Genomic DNA, 23,622 nt, shown 5'->3' with positions numbered 1-23,622 from the left:
GGAACGCTACTACGCCATGTTGGATGAACCAGCCATAGCCGCGTGACTCAAACGAAACGGCCTCCGGAAAACCCGGGGCGGTTCAACTTAGCTTTGCATCGCCCTGCCGGGAACCCACTAGAGAGGACCGACGAGCAAGAAGACCATCGCTCGGCAATCGCAAGCTCCGCTTCCGTCCTTGCATCTCTTTCTGGGTCATATTGACGGCGGCGATGAGCCGTCGCGGGGATTCCATGATTTCGCCTCGCGTCCATCCGACCTCAAGTATGCAACCTACGATGGCTTGGAATCTCGGCCCCACGGCCTCCTGGCAGTCTATCTCGCGATCGGCATATTCGCCCTGTCGTCTTGGCGGCGTGATCATCCTCGCTCCCTAGAGATACGCTTCGCCGAAACGCTACTCGATGATCTTCACAACCACGTTTTCACGGCTTGCTTCTGCGCGCGCGCAGTCGACGCTAGCGTTATAGTCCGCTTCCGGGCTGACGATGAAATCGTAGATGAAGTGGGCCTCGTCCGGCGACAGGTCTTTCGGATCGACTGGTATCTCAGACCGAGCTAGGCGAACAGACCGCGGGATAGGCACGCGTCGAACGCGCTCGCTTCCTGGGGAAGCTGGCCGGTGGCGCTCCTCAACCTGCCGATTAAATGAAGCCTTTATCGATAAGGACGGTTACCGTCGCCGCATTCCCCCGACCGTTACAGCGACAGTGGATTGCATTATACCGCCCTTGTCTTGAGGGGTTTGGGAAGTGATCACGAACATCATCGACAAGCGTGCGCGGCCATATCGATGGAAGTCGATTACGGTAATCGCTGAAGCGACCTGGCACGACAACACTGTCCCGGACAGCGATCTGGCGCCCAAAACAGACGGGGAAATCGCTTATGATCAGCGCGAATGCATCAGCCTGGCTGACGCCGTCCAATGGGCCAACAGCTTGCCCGGATCCGTGACCCTCTTCATCTACGATGAGGGGGCTATCCCAATGTGAAAGAAGGCCACGGGGCTTCGGCTGTTCAGGTCCTTGCGGACCGTTCGAGCAATTCCGGTCCGAGCACGACGACCTACGGATACAGCGTCGGTGAATTGCATGATACCTTTGCGCTCGCAACCAGGGAGTGGGGGAATGGACGACGAGTCTTTCAGGGCCCTCTGCTGGACCGCCGATGATATGATATGGGGAGGCGCTCGCAAATCGCGCCCTACGCGCGGGTTGATCGGTTGATCAACATCGAAGCTTGATATGAGAAACGCGCTAAATGTGACGGCGGTGGTCACCGTGGCTCGAGTGTCAGCAGATGTGGTAAGGTTGAGTGTCGGCGAGTGGCAGAGGTCCAGCAAATGACTTTCAGGCGAACCAGAGCTTACGGCGCATCCGGCCTGGTTCTAGCGGTTTGCACCGTGTTTGCTTGGCAGAACGCCACTGCCGCTCAAAATTGCGACGCAGCCGCGACGCCTGGCGTCAATTGGCAAGAGTGTGACAAGAAGCTTCTCATCCTAGATGGACAGGACCTGAGCGGGGCGAACCTGTTCGGTGTTGATTTCACTTCGACCGACCTCAGGAACACCAATCTCCGTGCGGCAAATCTTGAGAAGGCAACTCTTGTGCGTGCTTCCCTGGCCGACTCGACCGCCAAAGGCGCTCGGTTCGACAGAATCGAGGGCTACAGGACCGACTTCAGCCGTATGGACGCGCAGGGCGCTGTGTTTGCGAGCGCGGAAATGCAGCGCTCGAATTTCCAGGACGCCAATCTGACCAATGTTGATTTCACAAAGGCGGAACTGGGGCGTGCGCAGTTTCCATGCCGCCGATATCAGTGGCAGCCGCTTTTCGTTTGCCAATCTCGCACGCGCGGACTTCCGAGGAGCGACGTTCACCGCGCCGATAGACTTTGACCGCGCCTTCTTGTTTCTGACCCGTATCGAGGGCGTCGACCTTTCCAATTCGGTGGGTCTGTCCCAGTGGCAGCTCAACATGGCTTGCGGAGACGCCCGGACCGAGTTGCCTTCTGGCTTGACGAGGCCTGAAGATTGGCCCTGTCAATTCCAGCAGGAATAGTTGTCGGCTAGCGAACTGCGGCAATGCTGCACCCGACAGGATGCGAACCTGTAACTTGTGCCTTCGGAGGGGCGCAGATCCTCCGCCAAAGTGGCACGGATGCTCGCTGACTCATTTCACAACGCACCGGCCATGATCGCGTCTGGCGCCAGTCCTCAGGATACCTGGGCAAGTGTACTTGGAACCGCTCGCCGGCTTGATATGGAACGATATGTCGTCTGGCTATTAAGACACGTTCAGGCGAGACAGGTTTCAAACTAACCCACTACCAAAACCGCCAGTTGGTGGACGCGTTACAGCTCATGCGCCTAAAATCGAGCTGATCGCGCGCACCAGAGCAACCCCGAAGTCCCTAAGCTTGGTGCAAGTCGCTTGATCGGGTCCCGCCGTCCTGGCAGTGCGGCGGGACTTTTTCCTGCCGTAACATCCGGCCGACGCGTTGACGCAGTGAGCGAGCCGCTGGTTAAAATCGTACATTAGGAATCTGGAACATAGGTGAGGCACAAAGCATTATTGGCGCCATGGACAAGGGCGACGGCGACAATCTTCCAGAATGGCTTCCGGGCGACCTGCCCGAGGATGGAGTGATCCGGGCCGATATCGCGACACGGGTTTCGAGAGAGACCTACGGCAAGAATGGGCCTGACCATACGGTGGTCATGGAGGCCGGTCTGGATCACAATCTTTTGGGGAACAGGAAGAAGCTGACGCCTCCGTCGCCCACCAATCATCCGTGGTTCCGTTGCTGCTGGTTCTCTATGTGCTCTCGATGTTGGTATTGGCCGGGTACGCGCTCGCTCGTGCGTATTTTCTATAGCGCCCGCTCCGTCTGTGTCTTTCACGATGGTCGCCAGGAGCCGCGCGGAATCACGTTCCGTTCACTCTAGCTAATGTAAGCTTTGTACCTAGTATTGACTGGGTGCGTAAAATTGTAAGTACCGGCGGCGGCAGTCTCGAGTGTCCTGCACCCGCTTCCACAGCCGTTCCTTCAGTCGCGACCCAAGCTGATGAAGGCCCCCATGCCGGCCCGCCTCCGCATGGCATCAAGAAGCGACCGGCGACGCAGTGGGTAAAGCCGGAGGAGGTCAAGCGACGCCTCAAGCACCTCCGCGGCGAACACAATTGTATACGCAGCGCTTCGCTGTAAGGTTTCGGCGATGAACCACACGGCTAATCCAGCACGACAAGGACTGCATCCCATGGACCCTACCGACCCTAAACCTGACCGCCGCCTTCACCAGAGAACGCCTGTTCTGAAGGACGCGACTATAACCACTGGGCGTCGGGACATGGACATAAGCTGCTCGGTCTGCAACCAGCATGAGAGAGGCGCGGAACTGCGGGTCGCTGCTGATGCCTTGGTCCCGGATCGTTTTGTGCTGTTCATCCCTGAGGACGGGGCCACCTATCAGGCGGTGGTCCGGTGGCGGAAGAACGATCGGCTTGGAGTGCAACTGTACGGCTCGGGAGTGCTAATTCGGCCTTGATCAAGGCGCCCCGTCAATTCGCCCGCGGGTTAATCTCGCGACCGTTTCGATGATCGCCTTTGCAAGCGCCTCGCCCTCATTCACCGGCAACGGTCCATTAGAGCAAGTTGACCACCCGTCATCGCCATGCATGTCATTCGGCCGGCAATCTTTAGGGGCTGATCCTGCGACAACCGTCCCCATCATTCAGCCATCGCTCCGTCCCTGTGGCGTTCGTTATGTCGGCCCATTGGCCGGATCGCCGGAACTCAGCTTTCACCTCTCTGCCCCTTGTGCGAATCGGAGTGAATTATCGCCGCTCAATCGAAGCCGGTGCTGGGATCTCGTAGATTTTCGAGTGTGCTCCATCGCAACAGGTATGGAGTGCACGAAGCTGCCGAGTATCACAAGCGAGTCTGACTCGCCTCGTTCTCGCATCCCTATGGCAATGGTCGCATGGACGGAGGGCTACATTACTGCAGCGAACACGGGACTGAAGCACTTAGGTCAGCCTCGATACGATCTCGGTAGCATGACCATCAATGAGATTTGGGCGTCTCTCTACGGCTTTTGTAAGAGAAATCCCGACAAACGGGTTATGGAAGGGATGGTAGAGATCATGGACAGGAGGAAGCGAGAAGCGCCGTGAGGGAGCGGTTCTTACCGGATTCCCAAATCAATCGGCACATCCGTTCAATTCGATGCTCAGAACAGCGTCGCAACAGCACGATACTCGTCAGAGTGGGTGAGCGCCTGCGCCCCCCATTCTTCATTAGCAATCGGGCAAGGTGGTGAGCGACGGTGCATGCCGGCACCTGAGGGCGTCACGAAGCGACCGGCGACGCAGTGCCGGCCTGCTTCGTGAAGTCATGGCGGCGCGCGCGAACATGTGCCAGCAAATTCACTTCATTGACGACCCCGCATTGAAAGAGAGACAGCGTGGTCGAGGCCAGAATCTGTCTGTTTATCGAGGTGCTGTGCGATTTGGCGTCGGCGGCTACCTGGTCGACAACCCGCTGGCAGATTGCTCGATCCTTAGGTCTAAGGAACTGAGGTTTCGGTGCTCGTGGCATCTCGACGCCTTTAAAGGGGAAGTTGCTGTGTCCCTACGCGCGGATGCGTGGGTCTCCGCGGAGGGACCCTAGACGCATTCAAACAGATAATTGCCATTCGTTTGAGTGATGTCGCCAATGGCTTGAGCCAACTTTAATTACGGATTTCTGGTTAACCGCTGCAACTGAAAACAGTCGGGAAACAGTTAGCATTCTCGCTGAAAACAGCGGCGGGACAGCGTCGGCCGACCGCTCTCCACTGAGAACAGTCGAGGAACAGTGAGCCGCGCCAACAGGGGCTCACGCCTGGAGACAGAAAGGAAACCAGAGAGGGGGAAAACTATTCCTCGAAAGCAGGCAACCCGCCAAAGCAGTTCACGGCCATTCTGGCCGTTCCGATCGGTACGCAATGACCAACAAGTGGGGACAAAAGTGGGGATCGATGGCGGGTGCCGAAAAATACCATGATGTTTCGGCCGCTTACGACATACCCCTGGTGGAGCTGCGGCCGAAGCGCTCACGGCGAGTGCCGGCGTCATCTTCTCTGTCGTTCTGCGCGATTGCCAGTGACGTTCCTGGCTCGCCCTCCCGCAGGATAAGGGTTGCCCCGCCGACCAGGCCGGCTTGGTCACCGAGCTGCGCCTGTACGATCGGCACGTCGCGGTAGGTGGCATCACCCGCACTCGCCAGGAGATCGAAGCCGTTGGCGAGGCCGCCGCCCGTCACGATCAGATCAGGCGAGTAGAGGTGCAACAGGTTGGTGAAGCCGATGCTCGCCAGGATTTGGAAGTCTTCGATGCGCCACCTGCCGACCTCAGCACCTCTAAGCGCGAACGTCTGGTGTAATGCCCAATGCGCCCGTTCGTAGGGCATCTCGCTGTTACATCGCGGTGACAAAAGCACCGCCACGGTGGCGTCAACCGGTTACACAGGCCAGGAAATATCTCCGGCCTTCTGGGAGTGAAGTGTCAGTGTCCCCAGAGGCTGCGTGGGCGTGTCGTCGGCTGTTAGCCCGGCGACTGGAACGCTCCACGCCTCGCAAGCGGTATTGCGAAATCTCGTGAACGCAAGGTCGAGCTGCATTCTCGTTCTTTATCGGCGACGAGCGGCGACCGGGAGAGATGGATACCATGCACATGGGGCGTCTGGAAGTTGGCAGGACATGGACAGGGGGCGGCCCGCGTGCAGGCTCATGGCTTAGCGGTGCGATGACCACGCAGCGCCACTTGGCAGCGATCCTGGCTTGCGACGTGGTCGGCTATTCGCGCCTGACGGAGCGGGACGAGCGCGGCACGCTCGAGCGGCTGAAGATCTACCGCAAGGACCTCCTCGAACCGCTGGTCTCCGAGCACGGGGGTCGGATCGTCAAGCTCAGCGGCGACGGGATGCTGTGCGAGTTCGCGAGTGTCGTTAACGCGGTGACCTCGGCGATGGCGATCCAGCAGGCCCTGGCGGAACACGAGGCGGAGACGCCCGAGGAAGAGCGGATTCGCTTGCGCATCGGCGTCAATCTCGGCGACGTGGTCTGCGAGGAGGACGGCGACCTCTACGGCGACGGGGTCAACATCGCCGCCCGCCTCGAAAGCATCGCCGATCCCGGCACCGTGGTCGTCTCGGGCACCGCGTACGACCACCTTCAGGGCAAGCTCGACTGCGGCTTCACGCCGCTCGGCAACCTGCGCCTCAAGAACATCGAGCGGCCTGTGCGCGCCTACCGCGTCGAGACCGACGCCAGCGCCTCGGTGGCTGCACCGCCTCCCTTGCCCGAGAAACCCTCGATCGCGGTTCTGCCTTTCACCAACATGAGCGGCGATCCCGACCAGGAATACTTCGCCGACGGGCTGGTGGAGGACATCATCACGGGATTGAGCCGGGTGAACTCCTTCTTCGTGATCGCCCGCAACTCGTCCTTCACCTACAAGGGCCGGGCGGTGGACCTGCGCCAGGTCGGGCGCGAGCTGGGCGTCCGCTACGTGCTCGAAGGCAGCATCCGCAGAGCAGGATCGCGGGTGCGCATCAGCGGGCAGTTGGTGGACGCGATCAGCGGACACCATGTCTGGACCAACCGCTTCGAGGGCGACGTGAGCGACATCTTCGACCTGCAGGACAAGGTGACCGAGAGCGTCGTCGGCGCTGTCGAACCGAGCATCCGGCTGCAGGAGATCAAGCAGGCGCGGATGAAGCCGACCGACTACATCAGCGCCTACGACCTCTACCTTCGCGCGCTGCCGCGCTTCTACAGCATGACGCGCGAAGGCTTTGCCGACGTGCGCCGGCTCACCAACGAGGCGCTCAGCATCGACCCTGGCTTCACCTTGGCGAAGGCACTCGGCGCCTATATCCGCAGCCTATCCGTGAGCCAGTGCTGGCACCAGCCGGACGATATCCGAGTCGCCGCGCGCATGGCGCGCGAGGTACTGGCGGAAGCGCGCGACGACCCCACAAGCCTACGTTTCGCCGCGCAGGTGCTCGCCTACAGCGCGAAGGACTACGAGATGGCGCTGCGCACGATCGAACGATCCCTGCTGCTCAACCCCAATTCGGCGCAGGGCCATACAGGCAGCGGCTGGGTGAACGCACATTCCGGCCGCCCGCTCGTCGCCATCGAGCACTTTCACAGGGCAATGCGGCTGAGCCCGGTCGACCCCGAAAACGGTATCGCGCTCTCCGGCATCGGGATGAGCTACCTAATGCTCGAGCGCTACGAGGAAGCGCTTGCATGGGGAGAACGCGCGCTGCATGAGATGCCGAACTACGGCTCCTCGCACCGGGTTGTGATCATGGCACTGGTCAAACTCAATCGCCTGGACGAGGCGCAGGCGGCGGCGCGGCGGCTGATGGAGGCGTTCCCGACCTACACGCTCACCCTGCAGAGACAGATCAACCCGTGGCTGGACGAGGTGTTCGCCGAGCGGTATGTCGAGGCGCTGGGCATCTCCGGCGTGCCGGAATGATCGTCGCGGTTGCAAAGATGCCCGGCGAGGCGACGTCCCTTGACCCGCGTCGCTTCTGGAAGGCCTTCTCTGGCGGCTTGTCTGAGGACTGAGCGCGTAGAGCAGCCGTGAACAGCCGGCCAGGGTTGCCCAAGAAGCATGGTTCAGTCGAAAAAGCCCGCATCCTCTTCGCTGAGATATTTCCTGGCTGCTTCGGCGTCGATATCGAGGCCCAGCCCCGGCGCTTCCAGCAGGTCCACCATGCTGTCCTTCACGATCTGCGACGGCAGGCCGATTACGAGGTCCTCCCACCAGGGGTCTGAGGCGCTCGGGTATTCGAACGCGATGTAGTTGGCGGGCAGGGTGGCGCAGACATTGATCAGCGCGCCGAGGCCTAGAAGGCCGTTCGCGGTGCCGTGCGGTGCCATCAGGATCGAGTGCATATAGGCGTGCTCGGCGACCCATTTGAGCTCGGCAATGCCGCCAATATCGGCCGGATCGGGGCCGATGACGCGCACCGCCTGCGTTTCGATCAGCTCCTTGAAATTGTGCCGCAGGTAGATCTGCTCGCCGGTATGAATTGGCGTCGAGGTGGAGGTGGTCAGCTCCCGATAGGCTTGCGGATTGACCCACGGCACATAGTCGCCGGTCAGCATGTCCTCAAGCCACATCAAATTGTGCTTCTCGACCGCGCGAGCGAACTTGATCGCGTCCGGCAGCATCCAGCCCGGGCCGCAGTCGAGCGCGAGGCTGACCTTGTCGCCCAGCACTTCCTTCATCGCGATCACGCAGTCGAGCATGTGGTTGAAACCGCGCTCGCTGATGACGCCCTGATCCATGGCACCGTGATAGCCAGCCTTCTTCTGCGTCACGCCGTAATGGAAGTCCTCGACGGTGTCCTTCATGTTGGAGTGGAACGAGATCCCTTGCTTGATCATGAAGAAGTTCTGCGGCTGCTCCATCATCCATTTCACGTCAGCGGCGTAATCCTCCGGCCGGTCCCCCGTTCGCTTCTGGCGGATCGAGCCGTTGTAGACGCGCACCTTGTCGCGCACCTTGCCGCCGAGCAGTTTGTAGGCCGGCACGCCTGCGGCCTTGCCGGCAATGTCCCACAGCGCATGCTCGATAGCGCTTACCGCCGCGCCATAGGGCTTGAAAGAGCCGCGTTGGCGGATCTTCAGCATCACCCGCTCGACGTCGGTAGGGTCCTCGCCGATCAGCGCCTCGCGGAAATGCAGCACCCAAGGCTTGAGGTAGGTCTTTGTGAACTCGACTTCGCCCAAGCCATAGAGGCCCTCGTCGGTAACGATGCGGACGATGGGATGTTTGCCGATGACGGCGCAGCGGAGGTCGGTAATCTTCATCTTCGGTTCTTTTCGCCTCAGCTCCAGGTACGGTCCCAGGAATATTCGTTGTCCCAGTGATCCGTGGGTTGCCAGATGCCGGTGACGCCCGGCTGCAGATGCTGCGAGATCACCTCGTCGACGACGTCGTCGATCCCCAGGCCAGGTTTGTCCGGAACAGTGATAAAGCCGTCCTTCACGAGCGGCTTGGGAACGCCGGTGACAATATCGTCCCACCAGTCGACATCGGCAGAATGGTATTCGAGCGCCATGAAGTTTTCGGTCGCGGTCGCGACATGTGCCGCGGCCATTGCGGCGATTGGACTTTCGGCCATATGGATGGCCATTGCGACGCCGTGGTCCTGGGCCATGTCGCCGATCTTCTTGGTCTCGAGGATGCCCCCGCTGGTGAGCAGGTCCGGGTGGATAATGGAGAGGCCGCCGCTCTTGAGCAGGGGCTCGAAGCCCTCCTTAAGGTAGATGTCCTCGCCGGTGCAGATCGGCACCGTGGTGGCTGCCTGCAGTTGCCGGTACTGCTCGGTGTACTGCCATGGGATCACATCCTCGAGCCAGGCCGGCACGTATTTTTCAATCCGCCTGGCGAGCCGAATACCGTTCTGCAGCGAGATGTGGCCGACATGGTCAATGGCGAGCGGAATATCCATGCCGATAATTTCGCGAACTTCGGCAATATACTGTTCAAGCAGGTCGAGGCCCTTGTCGGAAAAGTGGAGGCCGGTAAACGGGTGGGCAATGTTGTGCAAATCGTACGCGGCGTTGCGGGCGCGTCGGTCTTCAAGGGTCTTGACCGGACCGCGGCCGGGATGGACGCGGTACCCTTCAAGTGAGCCGGCAGGAGATACGACCGCACCGGGGACATCCGCGATCTGCATCAGCCCCAGATCCATCTTGAGGAAGGTGAAGCCGAGCTCCATGCGCTGCTTGAGACGCTTGCCGGTCTCGGTGCCGCTTGGCACGGTCGCGTCCGTATCGCAATAGACGCGCACCTTCTCCCGAAACCGGCCGCCGAGCATCTGGTAGATGGGCACGCCATAGGCCTTGCCGGCGAGATCCCACAACGCAATTTCGACCGCCGAGACGCCGCCGCCTTGCCGGCCGTGCCCACCGAACTGCTTGATCCGGCGAAACAGGCGGTCGATGTCGCAGGGGTTTTCGCCAAGCAGCCGGCTCTTCAGCATCAGCGCGTAGGTGGCACTAGCGCCGTCGCGCACCTCGCCAAGCCCGACGATACCCTGGTTGGTGTAAATCTTGAGCAGGGTCGATGTGAATGGCGCGCCAACGATTTCGGCTACCCGCATGTCGGTGATGCGAAGCTGGGATGGCTTGGAGTTCGCGTTCACTCGATTGAGCGCTTCGTCGGCGCCACCTGTCTTTGCCATGACTTATCCTCGTTTCGGATTGTCGCCCCGCACCCTGGGCGGGCACAGCGTGTTGCTAGCCCAGCTCAATCTCGTGGGCCTGCAGGTAGTCGCGGTTCATCTCAATACCGAGACCAGGCTTCGACGTCACCTTCAGGCTGCCGTTCGAAATGTCGAGCGGTCTGTCGATCAGGTGATCGTATTTGCCCAGGTTCCACTCCGATGTTTCGAGTTTGTAGAAGTTGGGAACGGTCATCATCACCTGCGCTCCCGCAACCACGTTGATCGGTCCCGCGGCGTCATGTGGCGAGACCGGGACGTAGTAGGCTTCGCACAGCGCAGAAATCTTCTTGAGTTCGGTAATGCCGCCGGTCCAGGTAACGTCGGGCATGATGTAGTCGGCGAGCCTGTTCTCGAGTACCGGCACGAAATCCCACTTCGTGTGGCCGCGCTCGCCCCATGAGATGGCGGTATTGACCTTCTCACGCACTTGCTTGAGGGCGTTAAGGCTCTCGGGCGGGCAGGGCTCCTCAAACCAGTCGATCTGGCCGGCCTCCTCGAGGCTCCGACAGAGGCGAATGGCGGTGGGGACGTCGAAGCGGCCATGCGCATCGATGAGAATGTCAACATCGGGTCCTGCCGTTTCGCGGATCAGAGCAGTGAGTTCGGCGGCTTCGCGCTCGTCCTTGCGGGTCATACTGCCATCGAGGTAGCCGTCCCGCTGTTCGCGGGGCAGGCCATCGGCGCTGCGGCCCTGGTGGGGATAAGGATCGAACTTGAGCGCAGTGTGTCCGGACTCGACAATGTCTAGAATTTCGCGGACCACAGCCTCCTTGCTGGTGAATTTGGACTGGTTGGGATGGGTGTAGAGCGCGATTTCATCGCGTACTGGTCCGCCCAGCAGCTCGTAAATCGGCTTGCCGAGGACTTTGCCCTGGATGTCCCAGAGGGCAATATCGATGGCGCTCACACATTCGACGGCGGCGCCGCGGCTTCCCATGTAGGTGAAGCTGCGGAAGATCTTGTGCCAGAGATGCTCGATACGCGCCGGATTCTCACCTGTCACGGCGACGCCGATCTGCCGCAGGATCGTGCAGAGAGCGCGGTTGGCGAGCCTTGTCGTGGTGGTGATCTCTCCCCAGCCACTCACTCCCTCGTCGGTCGTCACTTCGACGAACAGGAACTCTCCCCAGTAAGAAGCATCGGATTTGATCAGCCACGGCCGAATGCTCGTGATTTTCATCTCAACTACCTTTGCCTGAAAATGGTCAGCTAACGATGTTCTGGACTGGACGTTCTATCCGGCCCGAGCGGCGTTGCGCGCTCGCATCTGTTCGAGAATATGCCGGCCCGAACCCTCGACATGGCGGGCAACGAGTTCGGCCGCCTTGTCAGCCTCACCCGCCTTCACAAGTGCGATGAGTTCGCGGTGCTCGCGCATGATCGCGGCACGTCGCGCCAGCGTGAAATTGAAACGACGGCTCACGGCTCGCAGCACTTCGCGATGTTTCCACCAAAGCTCGGCGGCGTGGCGGTTGTAGTGCCGCTGGTACATCACGGTGTGGAAAGCGGTATCCAGCTCACTGTGCCTGAATGTGTCGGCGAAGTTGTTCTCTTCGATCAGGCCCTGGAGACGTTCGAGTTCGGCGATGTCCTCGCCGGTAGCCATATTCACAAACCATCGTGTCAGGGCTGGCTCGATCAGAACACCGATCTCATAGATATCCCGGACAAAATCCTGATCAATGGGTCGGACGCGCGCCCCGCGGTTGGGGACAAAGGTGACAAAACCTTCGCCACGCAACAGCTGCAGGGCCTCGCGCACAGGATTGGTCGAGGTGCCGTGACGCCGGGCGAGATCGGTGACCACAAGCCGTTCGTTGGCGGCAAGCCGTCCTTCGATGATGTCTTCCCTGATCAGTTCATAGAGCGAGGCGCCCTCGCTCGAGGCCCCGATGGGATCAGTCCCGACCGGTGGCATCGCTTTAAAATCGCTTATTTCGGCCAAGGCCGGCTCCCCAATTTAATACATACCTTGCCCGATATCACACACGGCTTTCGCAAACAATGTACGATTCTGCGCGTTGACAGGCAATCCATGATCTGAAAACGTACCAAGCGATCGAGAGGATACACTGAGCTGAAAGAAGCATCCTCGCGATCGAAACGAGTAAGAACCGCTTTGCTTCCGCGCATTGCGGCATGGAAGAACCAGGGAGGATACCTATGACGAGAATTGCGCTCGGCAGTGCCGTCCTGTGCGGCACTGTCGCCACTGCTTTGATGGCAGCCCTGACGTCTACATCGGCGCTGGGTGCACCGCCGGTTGATCTGAGCAAGTGGTCGCCGGAATATGTACGCTCGATTGCGGGCACACAGGATTTCGACACGGCGGCCGATTGCGCCAAGGTCACCCCGCTCGACTACAAGGGGCGACTGACTTTCTGGTATCAGGGCGTGTTCGAAGGCGACCCCGACCTCCTGCGCCAGTACTACAAGGACTTCTTCGAGACCTTCCGCAAGACATATCCGAACATCCAGCTCGAGGAACAAGCCCTCACCTATAACGACCTTCTCGACAAGTTCCGCACAGCGCTCCTGGGCAATGCCGCGCCGATGGCGGTCCGCCTGCAAATCCTGGGTGGCACCGAGTTCGCCTCAAAGGGCTATCTGCAGCCGCTCAAGCCAGAGGACGTGGGGTATTCGACCGAGGATTTCTGGCCCGGCGCCATGAAGGCGGTGACCTGGGAGGGCGTGACCTACGGTATTCCGACCAACAACGAGACGATGGCGTTCATCTGGAACGCCGATATCTTCAAGCGTGCAGGCCTTGATCCGGACAAGCCTCCGGCAACCTGGGACGACGTCGTCAAATATTCCAAGCAGATCCATGACAAACTCGGCATTGCCGGCTACGGCCTCGTGGCTCGCAAGAATGCCGGCAATACGCCGTACCGCTTCATGCCACAGCTGTGGGCCTATGGCGGCGGCGTCTTCGACGAAGCGACGGCAAACCCGACCTATGAGCAGGTCCAGCTCGATAGTCCGCAGAGCAAGGCAGCGCTGCAAGCCTCGTACGACATGTATGTTCGCGACAAGTCGGTTCCGGTTTCGGCACTCACCAACCAGCAGGCCGATAACCAGCCCCTGTTCGTCGCCGGCCAGCTCGGCATGATGATCTCGCATCCGTCCGATTACAACGTCATGCTCGACCTGCAGAAAAAGGCGACGGGCACCGACAAGGACAAGGCGCAGACGGTCATCGACAACATGCGCTACGGCCTGATCCCGACTGGTCCCGACGGCAAGCGCGCCGTCGTGTTCGGCGGCTCGAACATTCACATCCTGAAGCCCGAATATGTCGAGGGCGGCAAGGTAGACGAGCCGGCTGCGAAAGCTATCATCTGTATGTGGACGAGCCCTGAATGGTCGCTGAAGATGGCCTATGCCGGATCAAACCCGGGCAATCTCAACGGCTTCAAGACCAAGTGGATGAAGGAACGTCTGGACAACATCAAGTTCCTCGACGTCACCACCTCGATGCTGCCATACGGCATCCCGTTCCCAGCTCTGCCGCAGGCCCCCGAGATCATGAACATCATCATCCCGGACATGCTGCAGAATGCCCTGACCGGAGCGATGACCGTCGACGAGGCAGCGGACGACGCGGCCAAGAAGGTAAAAGACCTGATGGGCGGACTCTAGTCCAGGCCAGACTTACGACCTGACCGGCTGCGCCGCTGGCGCAGCCGCCTCGTTCCGAAGAAAAAGGGCACGCCACAAGTGACGATCGTGACCGGCAAGGCCGAGGCTCGCCGAAGATTACAACCCGGTACATCCGGCACGCTGCGGAAGATCTGGGCGCATCGCGCGGACTACGCGTACGTGCTCCCAGCGATCGCCGTGATGCTCATCGTCATCGCCTATCCGATCTACTACACGGTCGAGCTGTCGTTCTTTAAGACACCGCCTGGCCTGCAGCTCCGTGACAAGACGTTCATTGGCTTCGACAATTACACGACCATCCTGACCAGTCAGGTGTTCTGGAAAGTCACCTGGAACACACTGATCTGGACACTGGGGTCAACTCTCATCTCCTTTGTCCTGGGGTTTGCCACAGCGCTGGCGCTCCACCGCGACTTCATCGGCCGTGGTGTCTTGCGCGCTATCCTGATTATCCCTTGGGTCATCAGCGCCGTCGCCGCCTCCTATATCTGGAAGTGGATCTACCATTCGGACTTCGGGATCATCGGCGCGGTGCTGGTCGGTCTCGGATTGGCCGACCAGCCGCCGAATTTCATCGACAATGTCAACACGGTGCTGCCCTCCCTGATCGTCGTCAATATCTGGCGCGAGTTTCCGTTTGCCATGATCATGATGATGGCCGGCCTGCAGACAGTCCCCGACCAATTGCTGCGTGCCGCAAAAGTCGACGGTGCCAATGCATGGCAGCGCTTTTGGCACGTCACCTTCCCGCACTTGCGCAACGTCTCGGTGGTGACGATGCTGCTGCTCGCGGTGGCCAACTTCAATTCCTTCATCATCCCCTGGATCATGACCGGCGGCGGGCCGTCGAACGCATCGCACATCTGGATAACCCACATTTATGAGCTCGCCTTCGGACGGCAGCGCTGGGGCGTGGCATCGGCTTATTCGGTGCTCCTGTTCCTCGCACTGATGACGCTGGGCTACTTCTACGTCCGTGCGTTAAGCGGCAACGAACGGAAAGAGGGGAGCGCATGAGCACGATTGCCGAGACAGCCCCTCGAGCTCAGACCCGTCGCCGCATGCGCGTCGACGGATGGCGGTGGGCGGGGCGCATATTCCTCGTGTTCATGCTGCTTTATACCGCGTTGCCGATGATCTGGATGCTGATCACCTCGATCAAGTCCGGATTCGCGGCGACGCAATTCCCGCCGCAATGGTGGCCGGACGAACCTACCCTCGCCAGCTACCAGAAACTGCTCGATCCGCAGAACAGCGTCGGCCAGGACTTCCTCCGCTTCTTCTGGAACAGCCTTTTCGTGTCGACCGTCACGACAATCCTTTCGGTGATCGTGGCTGTCCCTGCGGCCTACGCGTTTTCGCGCTTCCGTTTCCCCGGCCGGAATTTCCTGTTCTTTGCCGTGCTGCTGCGCAATATGTTCCCGGCGGTGATCTTTCTCGTGCCACTCTTCATCCTGATGCGCGCGATCGGTCTGATAAACACCCATGGCTCGCTGATCCTCACCTATCTCACCTTCGGCCTACCGCTGGCGATCTGGCTGCTCAAGGGTTTTTACGACAACATCCCGGTGCAGCTTGAGCAGGCGGCGCGCATCGATGGCGCAACACGGTTCCAGGCCTTCATCATGATCGTGATGCCGCTCTCGACGCCGGGGATTATCGCCACCGCAATCTATTCCTTCATCGGCGCGTGGAACGAGTACATCTACGCCTACACCTTCCTCTCCAAGAACGAGCAGTTGACCCTGCCGGTTGGCATCCAGCGCTTCTTCTCGGAAAATACGACGGACTTTCCGGGCCTGATGGCGGCCAGCTTCATGATGAGCGTGCCCGTCGTCGTGCTGTTCCTGGTCCTGCAACGATACTTTGTACGCGCCCTTACAGAAGGCGCGGTCAAGCACTAGGGAGTTGCCGATGGCCCACGTGGTCCTCCAAGATCTCGTCAAGAGCTATGGCAGCTTCAAAGCTGTCAACCACGTGTCGCTGACGGTCAATGACGGCGAGTTCGTTGCGCTCGTCGGCCCTTCGGGCTGCGGCAAGACAACCACGCTCAATCTCGTCGCCGGGCTGACCCCGATCACATCGGGCGACATCATCATCGGCGAGCGGGTGGTCAACGACCTCGACCCCAAGGACCGGGACATCGCAATGGTGTTCCAGAACTACGCGCTCTACCCGCAGAAATCGGTCTACAAGAACCTGGCGTTCCCGCTTCAGATGCGCAAACTCCCCAGGGACGAGATCGAAAAGAAGGTCAAGGAAGCGGCACGAGTGCTCGACATGACGCACCTGCTCGAGCGCAAGCCGCGCGAACTTTCAGGCGGGCAGCAGCAGCGTGTGGCCCTTGGCCGTGCCCTCGTTCGCGACCCCGCCGTGTTCCTCATGGACGAACCACTGTCCAACCTCGATGCCAAACTGCGCGTGCAGATGCGGTCGGAAATCAAGCGTTTCCACCAGGACCTAAAGGCGACGATCATCTATGTGACGCACGACCAACTCGAAGCCGTGACCATGGCTGACAAGATGGCGGTGATGAATGGCGGCTACCTGCAGCAATACGATTCACCGGCGCAGGTCTTTGCCCATCCGGTGAACATGTTCGTGGCCAGCTTCATCGGCAGCCCGGCGATGAGCCTTATTCCGCTGCAGGCCTCAACGGCAAACGGCAACACGGTATTGACCGGCGCCGAGGGCTGGCGCCTTGAGCTCTCAGCGCGCAATGCCCAGAAGGTGGCGAAAGCGACGACCAGGAAAGTCGTGCTCGGCGCACGTCACTCGACGATCAAACTCCACAAGAGTGCGCTGCCAGGCAGCGTCCCGGCCAAAGCCTACACGGTGGAGCCGACAGGAGACGTCACCTTCGTGCAGGCGTTCCTGTCCGGCGCCATCGTCAACGTCAGCGTGCCGCCGAACATTGCCGTCGCGCCCGACGAGCAGATTTGGCTCGAGTTCGACCAGGAGCGGATGCATCTGTTCGATGGCGAAACTGAAATGGCCCTCAAGGCCAACTGAGATAGGGCGAATGCGCGTGAAACGTGGGCGGGGATGACTGAGAAGCTTAAGATCACCGCGATCAAGCCTTATCCGGTGTGGGTAGGAACGCGCAACCAGATGCTCGTCAAGGTCGAGACCGACCAAGGCATCTTCGGCTGGGGCGAGAGCGGCTTGAGCGGTCGCGAGAGGGCCGTGGCCGGCGCGGTCGAGCACTATCGCGAGTTTCTCATCGGCCGCGACCCGATGCAGATCGGGCGGATCTGGCAGGAGGTTTACCGCAGCCAGTACTTCGAAGGCGGGCAAGTCCTTCAGGCGGCGATTTCCGCCATCGACATCGCCCTTCACGACATCAAGGGCAAGGTGCTGGGCGTGCCGGTCTACGAGCTGCTGGGCGGCAAGCAGCGCGACCGCATTCCCACCTTTGCCTCGACCGGCGACGAGGCCGAGGGCGATTTTGCCATCGAACGGGCCCGCGAACTCCGCGCGCAGGGATGGCAGGCGATCCGCTTCTTCCCATTCGGGCAAAACAGCAAGGACATCTTCGAGCCGCGCGAGTCCATCGGCGCTACCGCAAGTATGCTGAACAAGGCGCGCGAGGCTCTGGGCGACGACGTGGTCCTCGGCCTTGACTATCATCATCGGCTGTCGGTGGCAGAGGCCGCGAGCTTCTGCAACAAGCTCGGCCGCGGCGTGCTTGATTTCCTCGAGGAGCCGATACGGGCCGAGACGCCGGAGGCGTATCAATCGCTGCGCACGATGACCGAAATCCCCTTTGCCATCGGCGAGGAATTTGCCAGCAAGTGGCAGTTCCTGCCCTACATCGAGCGCGGCATCCATCAGTTCAACCGGATCGATGTTTGCAATGTCGGCGGGCTCACCGAGGCGATGAAAATCGCTGGCTGGAGCGAGGCGCATTATGTGGACCTGATGCCGCATAATCCGCTTGGTCCAGTGTGCACCGCCGCGACCGTGCATCTCGCCGCCGCGGTACCCAACTTCGCGTGGCTCGAGACCAGGGCGCCCGAAACAAAGCTGGGCTTCGATAATTCCGACTTCTTCCCCGTGCAACCACGGCTCGACGGGACCGACTACCCGGTTGGCGATCTGCCGGGGCTCGGCGTCGAGGTCAACGAAGTCGCGGTCCAGGCGCAGAGTTTGCGTTTCTGGGAAGCGCCTCACCTTAAGCGCCGCGACGGTTCTGTTACGAACTGGTAGTTCCATTCAATCGGAGTCCACAATGACGCATACTTCCGACATCGCGCGGCCGCCTAAAGACCTGATCGACGCACTGAGGGAGATCGGCGCCGCGACGGTTGCCGGCACGCTTGGCCACATGGGCTTCCGCAATCCGCACATGGTCGGTCCGGTGGCGCAAAACCACGGGAAGTCCATCGTCGGGCCGGCGCTGACGCTGCAGTTTCTGCCGCAGCGGCCGGACCTCTTCACCGAGGGAGAATATGCCGATCCGGAGACGCAACTGCACCGGCATGTGCTCTATCACGCGCAGGAGGGCGATGTGGTTGTGGTCGACGCGCGCGGCGACATGAGCTCGGGCGTCTTCGGCGATATGATGTCGACCTATTTCAAGGGCAGGGGCGGGGCGGGTATCGTCATCGATGGGTGCATGCGCGACCGGCCCAATGTCGAAAAGCTCGATCTGCCCCTATGGCTGCGCGGCTGGACGCCAAACTATCATGTGCAGACCAGCATCTATCCCAATGCCGTCAACGTTCCGATTGCCTGCGGCGGTGTCACTGTGATCCCCGGCGACATCATCGTCGCCGATGACGACGGGGTGGTAGTGCTTCCCGTCGTGATGGCTCCGAAGGTGATCGAAGAATCACAGAAGCATCACGATTGGGAGGAGTTCTCGCGAGTGAAGCTCATGGAGGGCGGCCCGTTGCAACGCTACTATCCGCTGCATGACGATGCCCGCGGGGAGTACGAGGAGTGGCGCAAAGCAAATCGCCTGGAGAACCCAAGTTAGCGCATGGATTACCTCGTGGCGGGCGGGGGAGTCGAGTTTCGTAGTCGGGCGCCCACTGCACTGCACTGAACGGCCGAGACGGGTCCGGCTCCCGCCATCTCGTGCGGGAACCAGGCGTTACCCCATGCGGACCTCCAATGGCGAACCGGAAGCATCATAAGCGCCTAGAAGCTGACGCAGCACCGGGTGTTCGGCAGCATCGGCGCGCTGCTTGACATCGGGCCAACCGCCGGTTTGTTTCAGCCGCAGCCGATTGCCCGAATCCCGAAATCACCCCGTAACATGCCCTGCTGAGATTCGAACCAGCGCGGTCATTTTCGCGTGCGGTCCGACTGTCACGAGGAGTGAAATAATGCCGTATGGCATGGTGTCAGCAGCCTTGCTGGTTGTGCTTCCCATTGGCAGCAGCAGATCCAGGAACCTTAACCCTTCTAAGAAGTTATCAGTCCACTCTAAGGGACAGTGTCATGATCCGCAGGACACAAACGGTCGGCGTTCTTTTGGCGATCTCTTTAGGCGCCACCGTCGTGTCACTTCTGCTTCAGAGGTACTTCGGCCGAACCGCCCCACTGATCCATCTCGGACAGGTGGCGGCAGCCACGGGCGCCGCCGGCTTTGCTCTGTGGATCGGACGCAATGGATGAGCTGACGGCTTCCAAGAAAAATCAACCGACTTCTTCTGTCTCTCCCGTGAAGAAGACGATCCTCGGCAGATTGGGGCCGGGCCTCATCACTGGCGCGTCGGACGATGATCCATCCGGGATCGGCACCTATAGCCAGGCGGGGGCCCAGCTCGGGTTCGGGATTGGATGGACGATGCTGCTGACCTATCCTCTGATGGTCGCGATTCAGGAAATCAGTGCGCGTATCGGAAGGACTACCGGCCACGGCATCGCAGGCAATCTGTGCCGCCACTATCCGAATTGGCTTCTACAGTCGATCGTAACTCTTCTGTTCATCGCAAATACCGTCAACATCGGCGCCGATCTCAGCGCCATGGCCGATGCGACGAAGCTTCTAATCGGCGGCCCGACCGTTCTGTATGTCGTCCTGTTCGCAGCCATTTGCGTAATTGGAATCGTTTTCGTGAACTACGATCGCTACGCGCTCATCTTGAAATGGATGACGTTGAGCCTGTTCTCGTATGTCGCTGTCGTGTTTGCTGTGCAAGTTCCCTGGGCCGAAGCACTGGGTGGCGTGCTGGTCCCGCGAATTGTCTGGAGCAACGAGTTCTTCACTACGCTTCTCGCTATCTTCGGCACGACGATTTCGCCCTATCTCTTCTTCTGGCAGGCGTCAGAGGAGGCCGAAGAGGTCCACGCAAATCATCGCAGAAAATCGTTGTTGAGGGCTCCACGCCAGGCGGTCGACGCGTTCTCGCGAATACGCGCCGACACTCTCATAGGCATGGCATTCTCCAACGTCATCGCGCTGGCGATCATCTTCGCGACCGCGGCGACCTTGAACAAAGCCGGCATCACCGACGTCGTGACGTCCGCTCAAGCGGCCGAGGCGCTGCGGCCGATCGTCGGCGATTTTGCCTTTGCTATCTTCGCTTTCGGCATCGTCGCGACAGGGTTGCTGGCGGTACCGATCCTGGCCGGCGCGGCGGCTTACGCCATTGGCGAGGCGAGACGATGGCCCGTGGGGTTGTCGCGCAGACCTAAGGAGGCTGTGGCGTTTTACAGCACTCTTGCCGCGGCCACGGGGCTCGGAGCAGCGATCACGTTCAGTCCAATCGATCCGATCAAGGCGCTGTATTGGACAGCCGTCGTCAACGGTGCCGTCGCCGTTCCAGTCATGACGGTCATGATGATAATGACAGCCCAGCCAAAGGTCATGGGCGACTTCACCGTCAAGGGCTGGCTGCGCTGGCTGGGATGGGCCTCCACGATCGCTATGGCGATGTGCATGGTCGGAATGCTCATGAGCTGGTTCATGTGACAGCCATCGATCACCCGCCGCAGATCTTATGGCGGTGCAAACCAGGCCGGAAGCTATCTTCGACACTCAATCAAGGTCTCGACGCCCTAGACTATCGCGCTGCCGAAACCGCAGGCTCGAGGCCGAGCCGTCCCACAACGGCTTCAAGCGGCATCGGTTGCGGGTTGTCGCCGCGGCAGACCACACGGACGAGAAACTGGGCTCGAACTCGGTCAACCAGCCGCGACCGCGGCGAGGAGCGTCCGGCGGGCTTGGCGAGGACGCCGAACGCGGCGGCAGACCAGCGGGTCGGCCCAGTATTGAGGTCGCACACGTTCAGTTCCTCCTTGAAAAACATAATTCCAGCACCGAGGAACCCGATCCCGGACCCGCGCGGCAGGACGATGCCCAGATTAATTGGCAGCCTGTTCGGTCGAAATCACGGAATGTCCCTGAGAAGACAGCCATGCGAACTCGCTCACGCCGGGTTCTCGAGGTCGAATTGCTTCGAGCGCTCGTCGTAGCCGAACAACTCCGCGTAGCACCCCCAGGAGATGATCGCGCGCGTCGCGTCCTCGGCACTTCTTCGGACATGTGGTCTTCGAGGTGGTGTGAATTGCGCCATGCACAAAGCCGGCTCGATCATTCACTCACTTGCCAGGGAGGTGTGCATTTTCTGGCGCGGTACCCAGTTCCGACCGCATAAGGCGCCTTGGTCTCATCCATTCGCTGCGCGCTCTTTCGGACAGTACCAATCCATGGCCAGGTCGATCGGGTGCATAGGCGTAGCCGTCCCGGATTTCGATGGGCTGCTCCACCAGATGATCGAAGTTCTGAAACGAATATTCCAGCCATTCGACTTCCGGAAGCGCGACAGCCATGTGCACGCCGATCTCCAGAAAGGTGTTGCCGATGCTGACCGGGATGCCGAGCTCGGCGGCCAGCCAACCGATGCGCATGACATCGGTGACTTGACCGTGGACATTCAGGATATCGGCTGCGTGGGCTTCCAGAAGAAGCCGTTTGCCTTGAAGATCCAGATACTCGCCGCTGTTGATCTGAGTCCATGTTATTGCCTGCCTGAGCATTCTCAATCCTACGTGGTCGTGACGCAGGATTGGATCCTCGACCCAGAGAAGATCGTGACCGGCATCGCGGATCGCCACCAATTTCACCAGCGCTTCCTTCGAGGTCCACGCCTCATTCGGGTCGATCATGATTTTCGAACCTGCCGGCACACAGGATTTCAACAGTTCCAGGCGCCGCAGATCGCGATCGAAATCCGGGTGGCCGACCTTGATCTTGAAAGCGGAATAGCCAAGCGACGCCGCGTGGGAAAACAAGGAAACGAAAGCGTCATCGTCGAGGTGGAAATCGAGGCCACTGGCGTAGGCTTTCACACGGTTGCGACGACTGCCGAGCAGCACGTGAAGGGGTAGGCCGGCTTCCTTTGCCGCAAGGTCCCAAAGCGCCACCTGGACCGCTTCATGAAAAGGCAGGGAGTGGGCCCGCTGATTGCCGCCGCGCGGGCGGTTCACACGATGAACCAGCGCGATCGCCTTGTGTCCTTTCAGGGCCGGCCAGACCTCGTTTTCGAAAACGGTCTCAATCTCAGTCTGGTCGGGCAGGGGATTGAACAGCGTCTGGATGAAGCCCAGCCCCACCTCGCCACTTTTCGAAACGAGTTCCAGCGTGGCGACGTTTACATCGACGGCTCGAACCTGACTGTCCCCGATTACCCGGTCGCGGGCGAACTGAAATCGGGTTATACGAAAATGCGAAAGGCTCATCACAGGGGCTTTCTGATCGTTTAGTGTAACTTGATGATCTATCAGTCAAGATGTCTCAGTACCGAATCATCGGAGGAGCCGCAAGTGGCGGGCAAAGCAAAAGCCATCTCTCATACCTCGGTGGTGGCCACCCGTATGAGCGATGTTGCCTACGAACGAATTCTGGAGCGCTTGTTCGACAGGCGCGTTCCGGTCGGGGCATTCGTTTCGCAGAGCGAACTATCCGCGATCGTTGACGTGCCTGTCGCTCCGCTTCGTGACGCTCTGCGCAAGCTCGAGGCGGAAGGAATTCTCACCATCCATCCACGCTCCGGAATCCAGTTCATAAAACCTGGCATGGAACTCACACGCGCCACCTACCAATTCCGCGCCATCATCGAGCGTTCGGCAATTCGCGTCTTTGCCGAACAGGGCGATGAAGCTGTCATGAATGCCTTGGAAATGCGGCACTCCCGGCTGGTTCGGCGCATCGAACGGGATGGTGTGGGAAAGGAGCAACTGGAGGAGATGGATGCGCTGGAGGGAGAGCTGCATGGCGCAATCATCGGCGCGCTGCGCAATCCCTTGATCGATAGCACCTATCGGCGCATGCACAATTATCTGCGTCTGTTGCGGCTGGACAGCAAACTCACCTCGCCGATCATCATCCGGACGCTCAAGGAGCACCTCGACATCCTCGAGGCTTGCAGCAGCAGGAATGCCGACGCTGCCGAGGCAAAGCTGCAGTCCCATTTCCAGGCGGCCATGCAGCGGAACCTGGGTCTGGTCTGACACGTCGTCGTTTGCCATTTGCCTCTCCGGCGAGGTTGCACGGCTTGGAAAATGATGTTACCCAAAGCTCCAACTGATCGATCAGTCTGCTGATCTGATATCTTGGAGGAGGTCGCATGCAGTTGAACAAGAGGCGGTTTCTCGTGGGTTCGGCGGCCCTCGCGATGGCAGGGCGCATTGGTGGTGCCCGTGCCG

At 60.2% G+C, this 23,622-nt stretch carries 19 protein-coding genes, 1 tRNA gene and 1 pseudogene; 13 read left to right on the top strand and 8 right to left on the bottom strand.

Going from position 1 to position 23,622, the window contains the following annotated elements; genetic code table 11:
• The first annotated feature begins 752 nt into the window (after nucleotides 1–752).
• The 3 genes from NKJ46_RS31380 to NKJ46_RS31370 all read left to right on the top strand — a co-directional run bounded on the left by NKJ46_RS31380 (nucleotide 753) and on the right by NKJ46_RS31370 (nucleotide 2,063).
• Complete coding sequence (locus tag NKJ46_RS31380; protein WP_352670749.1) at nucleotides 753–995, top strand: hypothetical protein; 243 nt, start codon at nucleotides 753–755, stop codon at nucleotides 993–995.
• A gap of 332 nt (nucleotides 996–1,327) precedes the next feature.
• A complete protein-coding gene (locus NKJ46_RS31375; protein WP_352670747.1) occupies nucleotides 1,328–1,900 on the top strand; it encodes a pentapeptide repeat-containing protein in 573 nt (190 codons plus the stop codon).
• Complete coding sequence (locus NKJ46_RS31370) at nucleotides 1,794–2,063, top strand: pentapeptide repeat-containing protein (RefSeq protein WP_352670744.1); 270 nt, start codon at nucleotides 1,794–1,796, stop codon at nucleotides 2,061–2,063. Before NKJ46_RS31375 ends, NKJ46_RS31370 begins: the two co-directional genes overlap by 107 nt.
• Nucleotides 2,064–2,090: 27 nt before the next feature.
• On the opposite strand, the gene NKJ46_RS31365 is transcribed toward NKJ46_RS31370, so the two are convergent.
• Nucleotides 2,091–2,166 (bottom strand) — tRNA-Arg (locus NKJ46_RS31365).
• Between the two features lie 418 nt (nucleotides 2,167–2,584).
• On the opposite strand from NKJ46_RS31365, the gene NKJ46_RS31360 reads away from it, so the two are divergent.
• Nucleotides 2,585–2,950, top strand: coding sequence for a hypothetical protein (locus NKJ46_RS31360; protein WP_352670742.1), 366 nt, complete (start codon nucleotides 2,585–2,587; stop codon nucleotides 2,948–2,950).
• 2,111 nt (nucleotides 2,951–5,061) lie between these two features.
• On the opposite strand, the gene NKJ46_RS31355 is transcribed toward NKJ46_RS31360, so the two are convergent.
• On the bottom strand, nucleotides 5,062–5,454 hold the full coding sequence (locus NKJ46_RS31355; protein WP_502903483.1) for a hypothetical protein: 393 nt from the start codon (nucleotides 5,452–5,454) through the stop codon (nucleotides 5,062–5,064).
• 335 nt (nucleotides 5,455–5,789) lie between these two features.
• Here NKJ46_RS31355 and NKJ46_RS31350 point away from each other — a divergent pair, with 335 nt between their 5' ends.
• Nucleotides 5,790–7,535 carry an adenylate/guanylate cyclase domain-containing protein gene (locus NKJ46_RS31350; RefSeq protein WP_352670739.1) on the top strand — a complete coding sequence of 582 codons (1,746 nt, stop codon included), beginning with the start codon at nucleotides 5,790–5,792 and terminating at the stop codon, nucleotides 7,533–7,535.
• Nucleotides 7,536–7,678: 143 nt separating this feature from the next.
• Here NKJ46_RS31350 and NKJ46_RS31345 read toward each other — a convergent pair whose 3' ends face one another.
• The 4 genes from NKJ46_RS31345 to NKJ46_RS31330 are packed head-to-tail and all read right to left on the bottom strand — an operon-like array spanning nucleotide 7,679 to nucleotide 12,244.
• Complete coding sequence (locus NKJ46_RS31345) at nucleotides 7,679–8,878, bottom strand: mandelate racemase/muconate lactonizing enzyme family protein (protein WP_352670736.1); 1,200 nt, start codon at nucleotides 8,876–8,878, stop codon at nucleotides 7,679–7,681.
• A 17-nt stretch (nucleotides 8,879–8,895) separates the two neighbouring features.
• A complete protein-coding gene (locus NKJ46_RS31340; protein WP_352670734.1) occupies nucleotides 8,896–10,257 on the bottom strand; it encodes a mandelate racemase/muconate lactonizing enzyme family protein in 1,362 nt (453 codons plus the stop codon).
• 55 nt (nucleotides 10,258–10,312) lie between these two features.
• The gene (locus tag NKJ46_RS31335) at nucleotides 10,313–11,479 is read right to left on the bottom strand and encodes a mandelate racemase/muconate lactonizing enzyme family protein (protein WP_352670731.1); all 1,167 of its coding nucleotides are present in this window, start codon (nucleotides 11,477–11,479) and stop codon (nucleotides 10,313–10,315) included.
• 54 nt (nucleotides 11,480–11,533) lie between these two features.
• On the bottom strand, nucleotides 11,534–12,244 hold the full coding sequence (locus NKJ46_RS31330; RefSeq protein WP_352670728.1) for a GntR family transcriptional regulator: 711 nt from the start codon (nucleotides 12,242–12,244) through the stop codon (nucleotides 11,534–11,536).
• Nucleotides 12,245–12,462: 218 nt separating this feature from the next.
• Here NKJ46_RS31330 and NKJ46_RS31325 point away from each other — a divergent pair, with 218 nt between their 5' ends.
• From NKJ46_RS31325 to NKJ46_RS31295, 7 genes are all read left to right on the top strand, one after another.
• On the top strand, nucleotides 12,463–13,941 hold the full coding sequence (locus tag NKJ46_RS31325) for an ABC transporter substrate-binding protein (RefSeq protein ID WP_352670725.1): 1,479 nt from the start codon (nucleotides 12,463–12,465) through the stop codon (nucleotides 13,939–13,941).
• Between the two features lie 78 nt (nucleotides 13,942–14,019).
• Nucleotides 14,020–14,979, top strand: coding sequence for a carbohydrate ABC transporter permease (locus NKJ46_RS31320; RefSeq protein WP_352670722.1), 960 nt, complete (start codon nucleotides 14,020–14,022; stop codon nucleotides 14,977–14,979).
• On the top strand, nucleotides 14,976–15,866 hold the full coding sequence (locus NKJ46_RS31315; protein ID WP_352670719.1) for a carbohydrate ABC transporter permease: 891 nt from the start codon (nucleotides 14,976–14,978) through the stop codon (nucleotides 15,864–15,866). Before NKJ46_RS31320 ends, NKJ46_RS31315 begins: the two co-directional genes overlap by 4 nt.
• A 10-nt stretch (nucleotides 15,867–15,876) precedes the next feature.
• The gene (locus NKJ46_RS31310) at nucleotides 15,877–16,974 is read left to right on the top strand and encodes an ABC transporter ATP-binding protein (protein ID WP_352670716.1); all 1,098 of its coding nucleotides are present in this window, start codon (nucleotides 15,877–15,879) and stop codon (nucleotides 16,972–16,974) included.
• A 33-nt stretch (nucleotides 16,975–17,007) separates the two neighbouring features.
• On the top strand, nucleotides 17,008–18,171 hold the full coding sequence (locus NKJ46_RS31305) for a mandelate racemase/muconate lactonizing enzyme family protein (protein ID WP_352670713.1): 1,164 nt from the start codon (nucleotides 17,008–17,010) through the stop codon (nucleotides 18,169–18,171).
• 22 nt (nucleotides 18,172–18,193) lie between these two features.
• On the top strand, nucleotides 18,194–18,943 hold the full coding sequence (locus NKJ46_RS31300) for a ribonuclease activity regulator RraA (protein ID WP_352670710.1): 750 nt from the start codon (nucleotides 18,194–18,196) through the stop codon (nucleotides 18,941–18,943).
• Between the two features lie 636 nt (nucleotides 18,944–19,579).
• Nucleotides 19,580–20,887 carry an NRAMP family divalent metal transporter gene (locus NKJ46_RS31295; RefSeq protein WP_352670707.1) on the top strand — a complete coding sequence of 436 codons (1,308 nt, stop codon included), beginning with the start codon at nucleotides 19,580–19,582 and terminating at the stop codon, nucleotides 20,885–20,887.
• Nucleotides 20,888–21,143: 256 nt separating this feature from the next.
• Here the strand turns inward: NKJ46_RS31295 and NKJ46_RS34895 are convergent.
• Nucleotides 21,144–21,254: pseudogene (locus NKJ46_RS34895) on the bottom strand (MgtC/SapB family protein); the annotation flags it as partial.
• A gap of 262 nt (nucleotides 21,255–21,516) precedes the next feature.
• The gene (locus NKJ46_RS31290; RefSeq protein ID WP_352670704.1) at nucleotides 21,517–22,656 is read right to left on the bottom strand and encodes a mandelate racemase/muconate lactonizing enzyme family protein; all 1,140 of its coding nucleotides are present in this window, start codon (nucleotides 22,654–22,656) and stop codon (nucleotides 21,517–21,519) included.
• A 135-nt stretch (nucleotides 22,657–22,791) separates the two neighbouring features.
• On the opposite strand from NKJ46_RS31290, the gene NKJ46_RS31285 reads away from it, so the two are divergent.
• Nucleotides 22,792–23,427 (top strand): GntR family transcriptional regulator, encoded by a 636-nt coding sequence (locus NKJ46_RS31285; protein ID WP_502903484.1) that lies wholly within the window; start codon nucleotides 22,792–22,794, stop codon nucleotides 23,425–23,427.
• Nucleotides 23,428–23,622 lie beyond the last annotated feature (195 nt).

Origin of the sequence: Mesorhizobium sp. M0166 (assembly GCF_040322255.1) — a bacterium.
In the GTDB taxonomy this organism is placed as follows: domain Bacteria; phylum Pseudomonadota; class Alphaproteobacteria; order Rhizobiales; family Rhizobiaceae; genus Mesorhizobium.
This window is presented reverse-complemented; position numbering and strand designations above follow the sequence as displayed.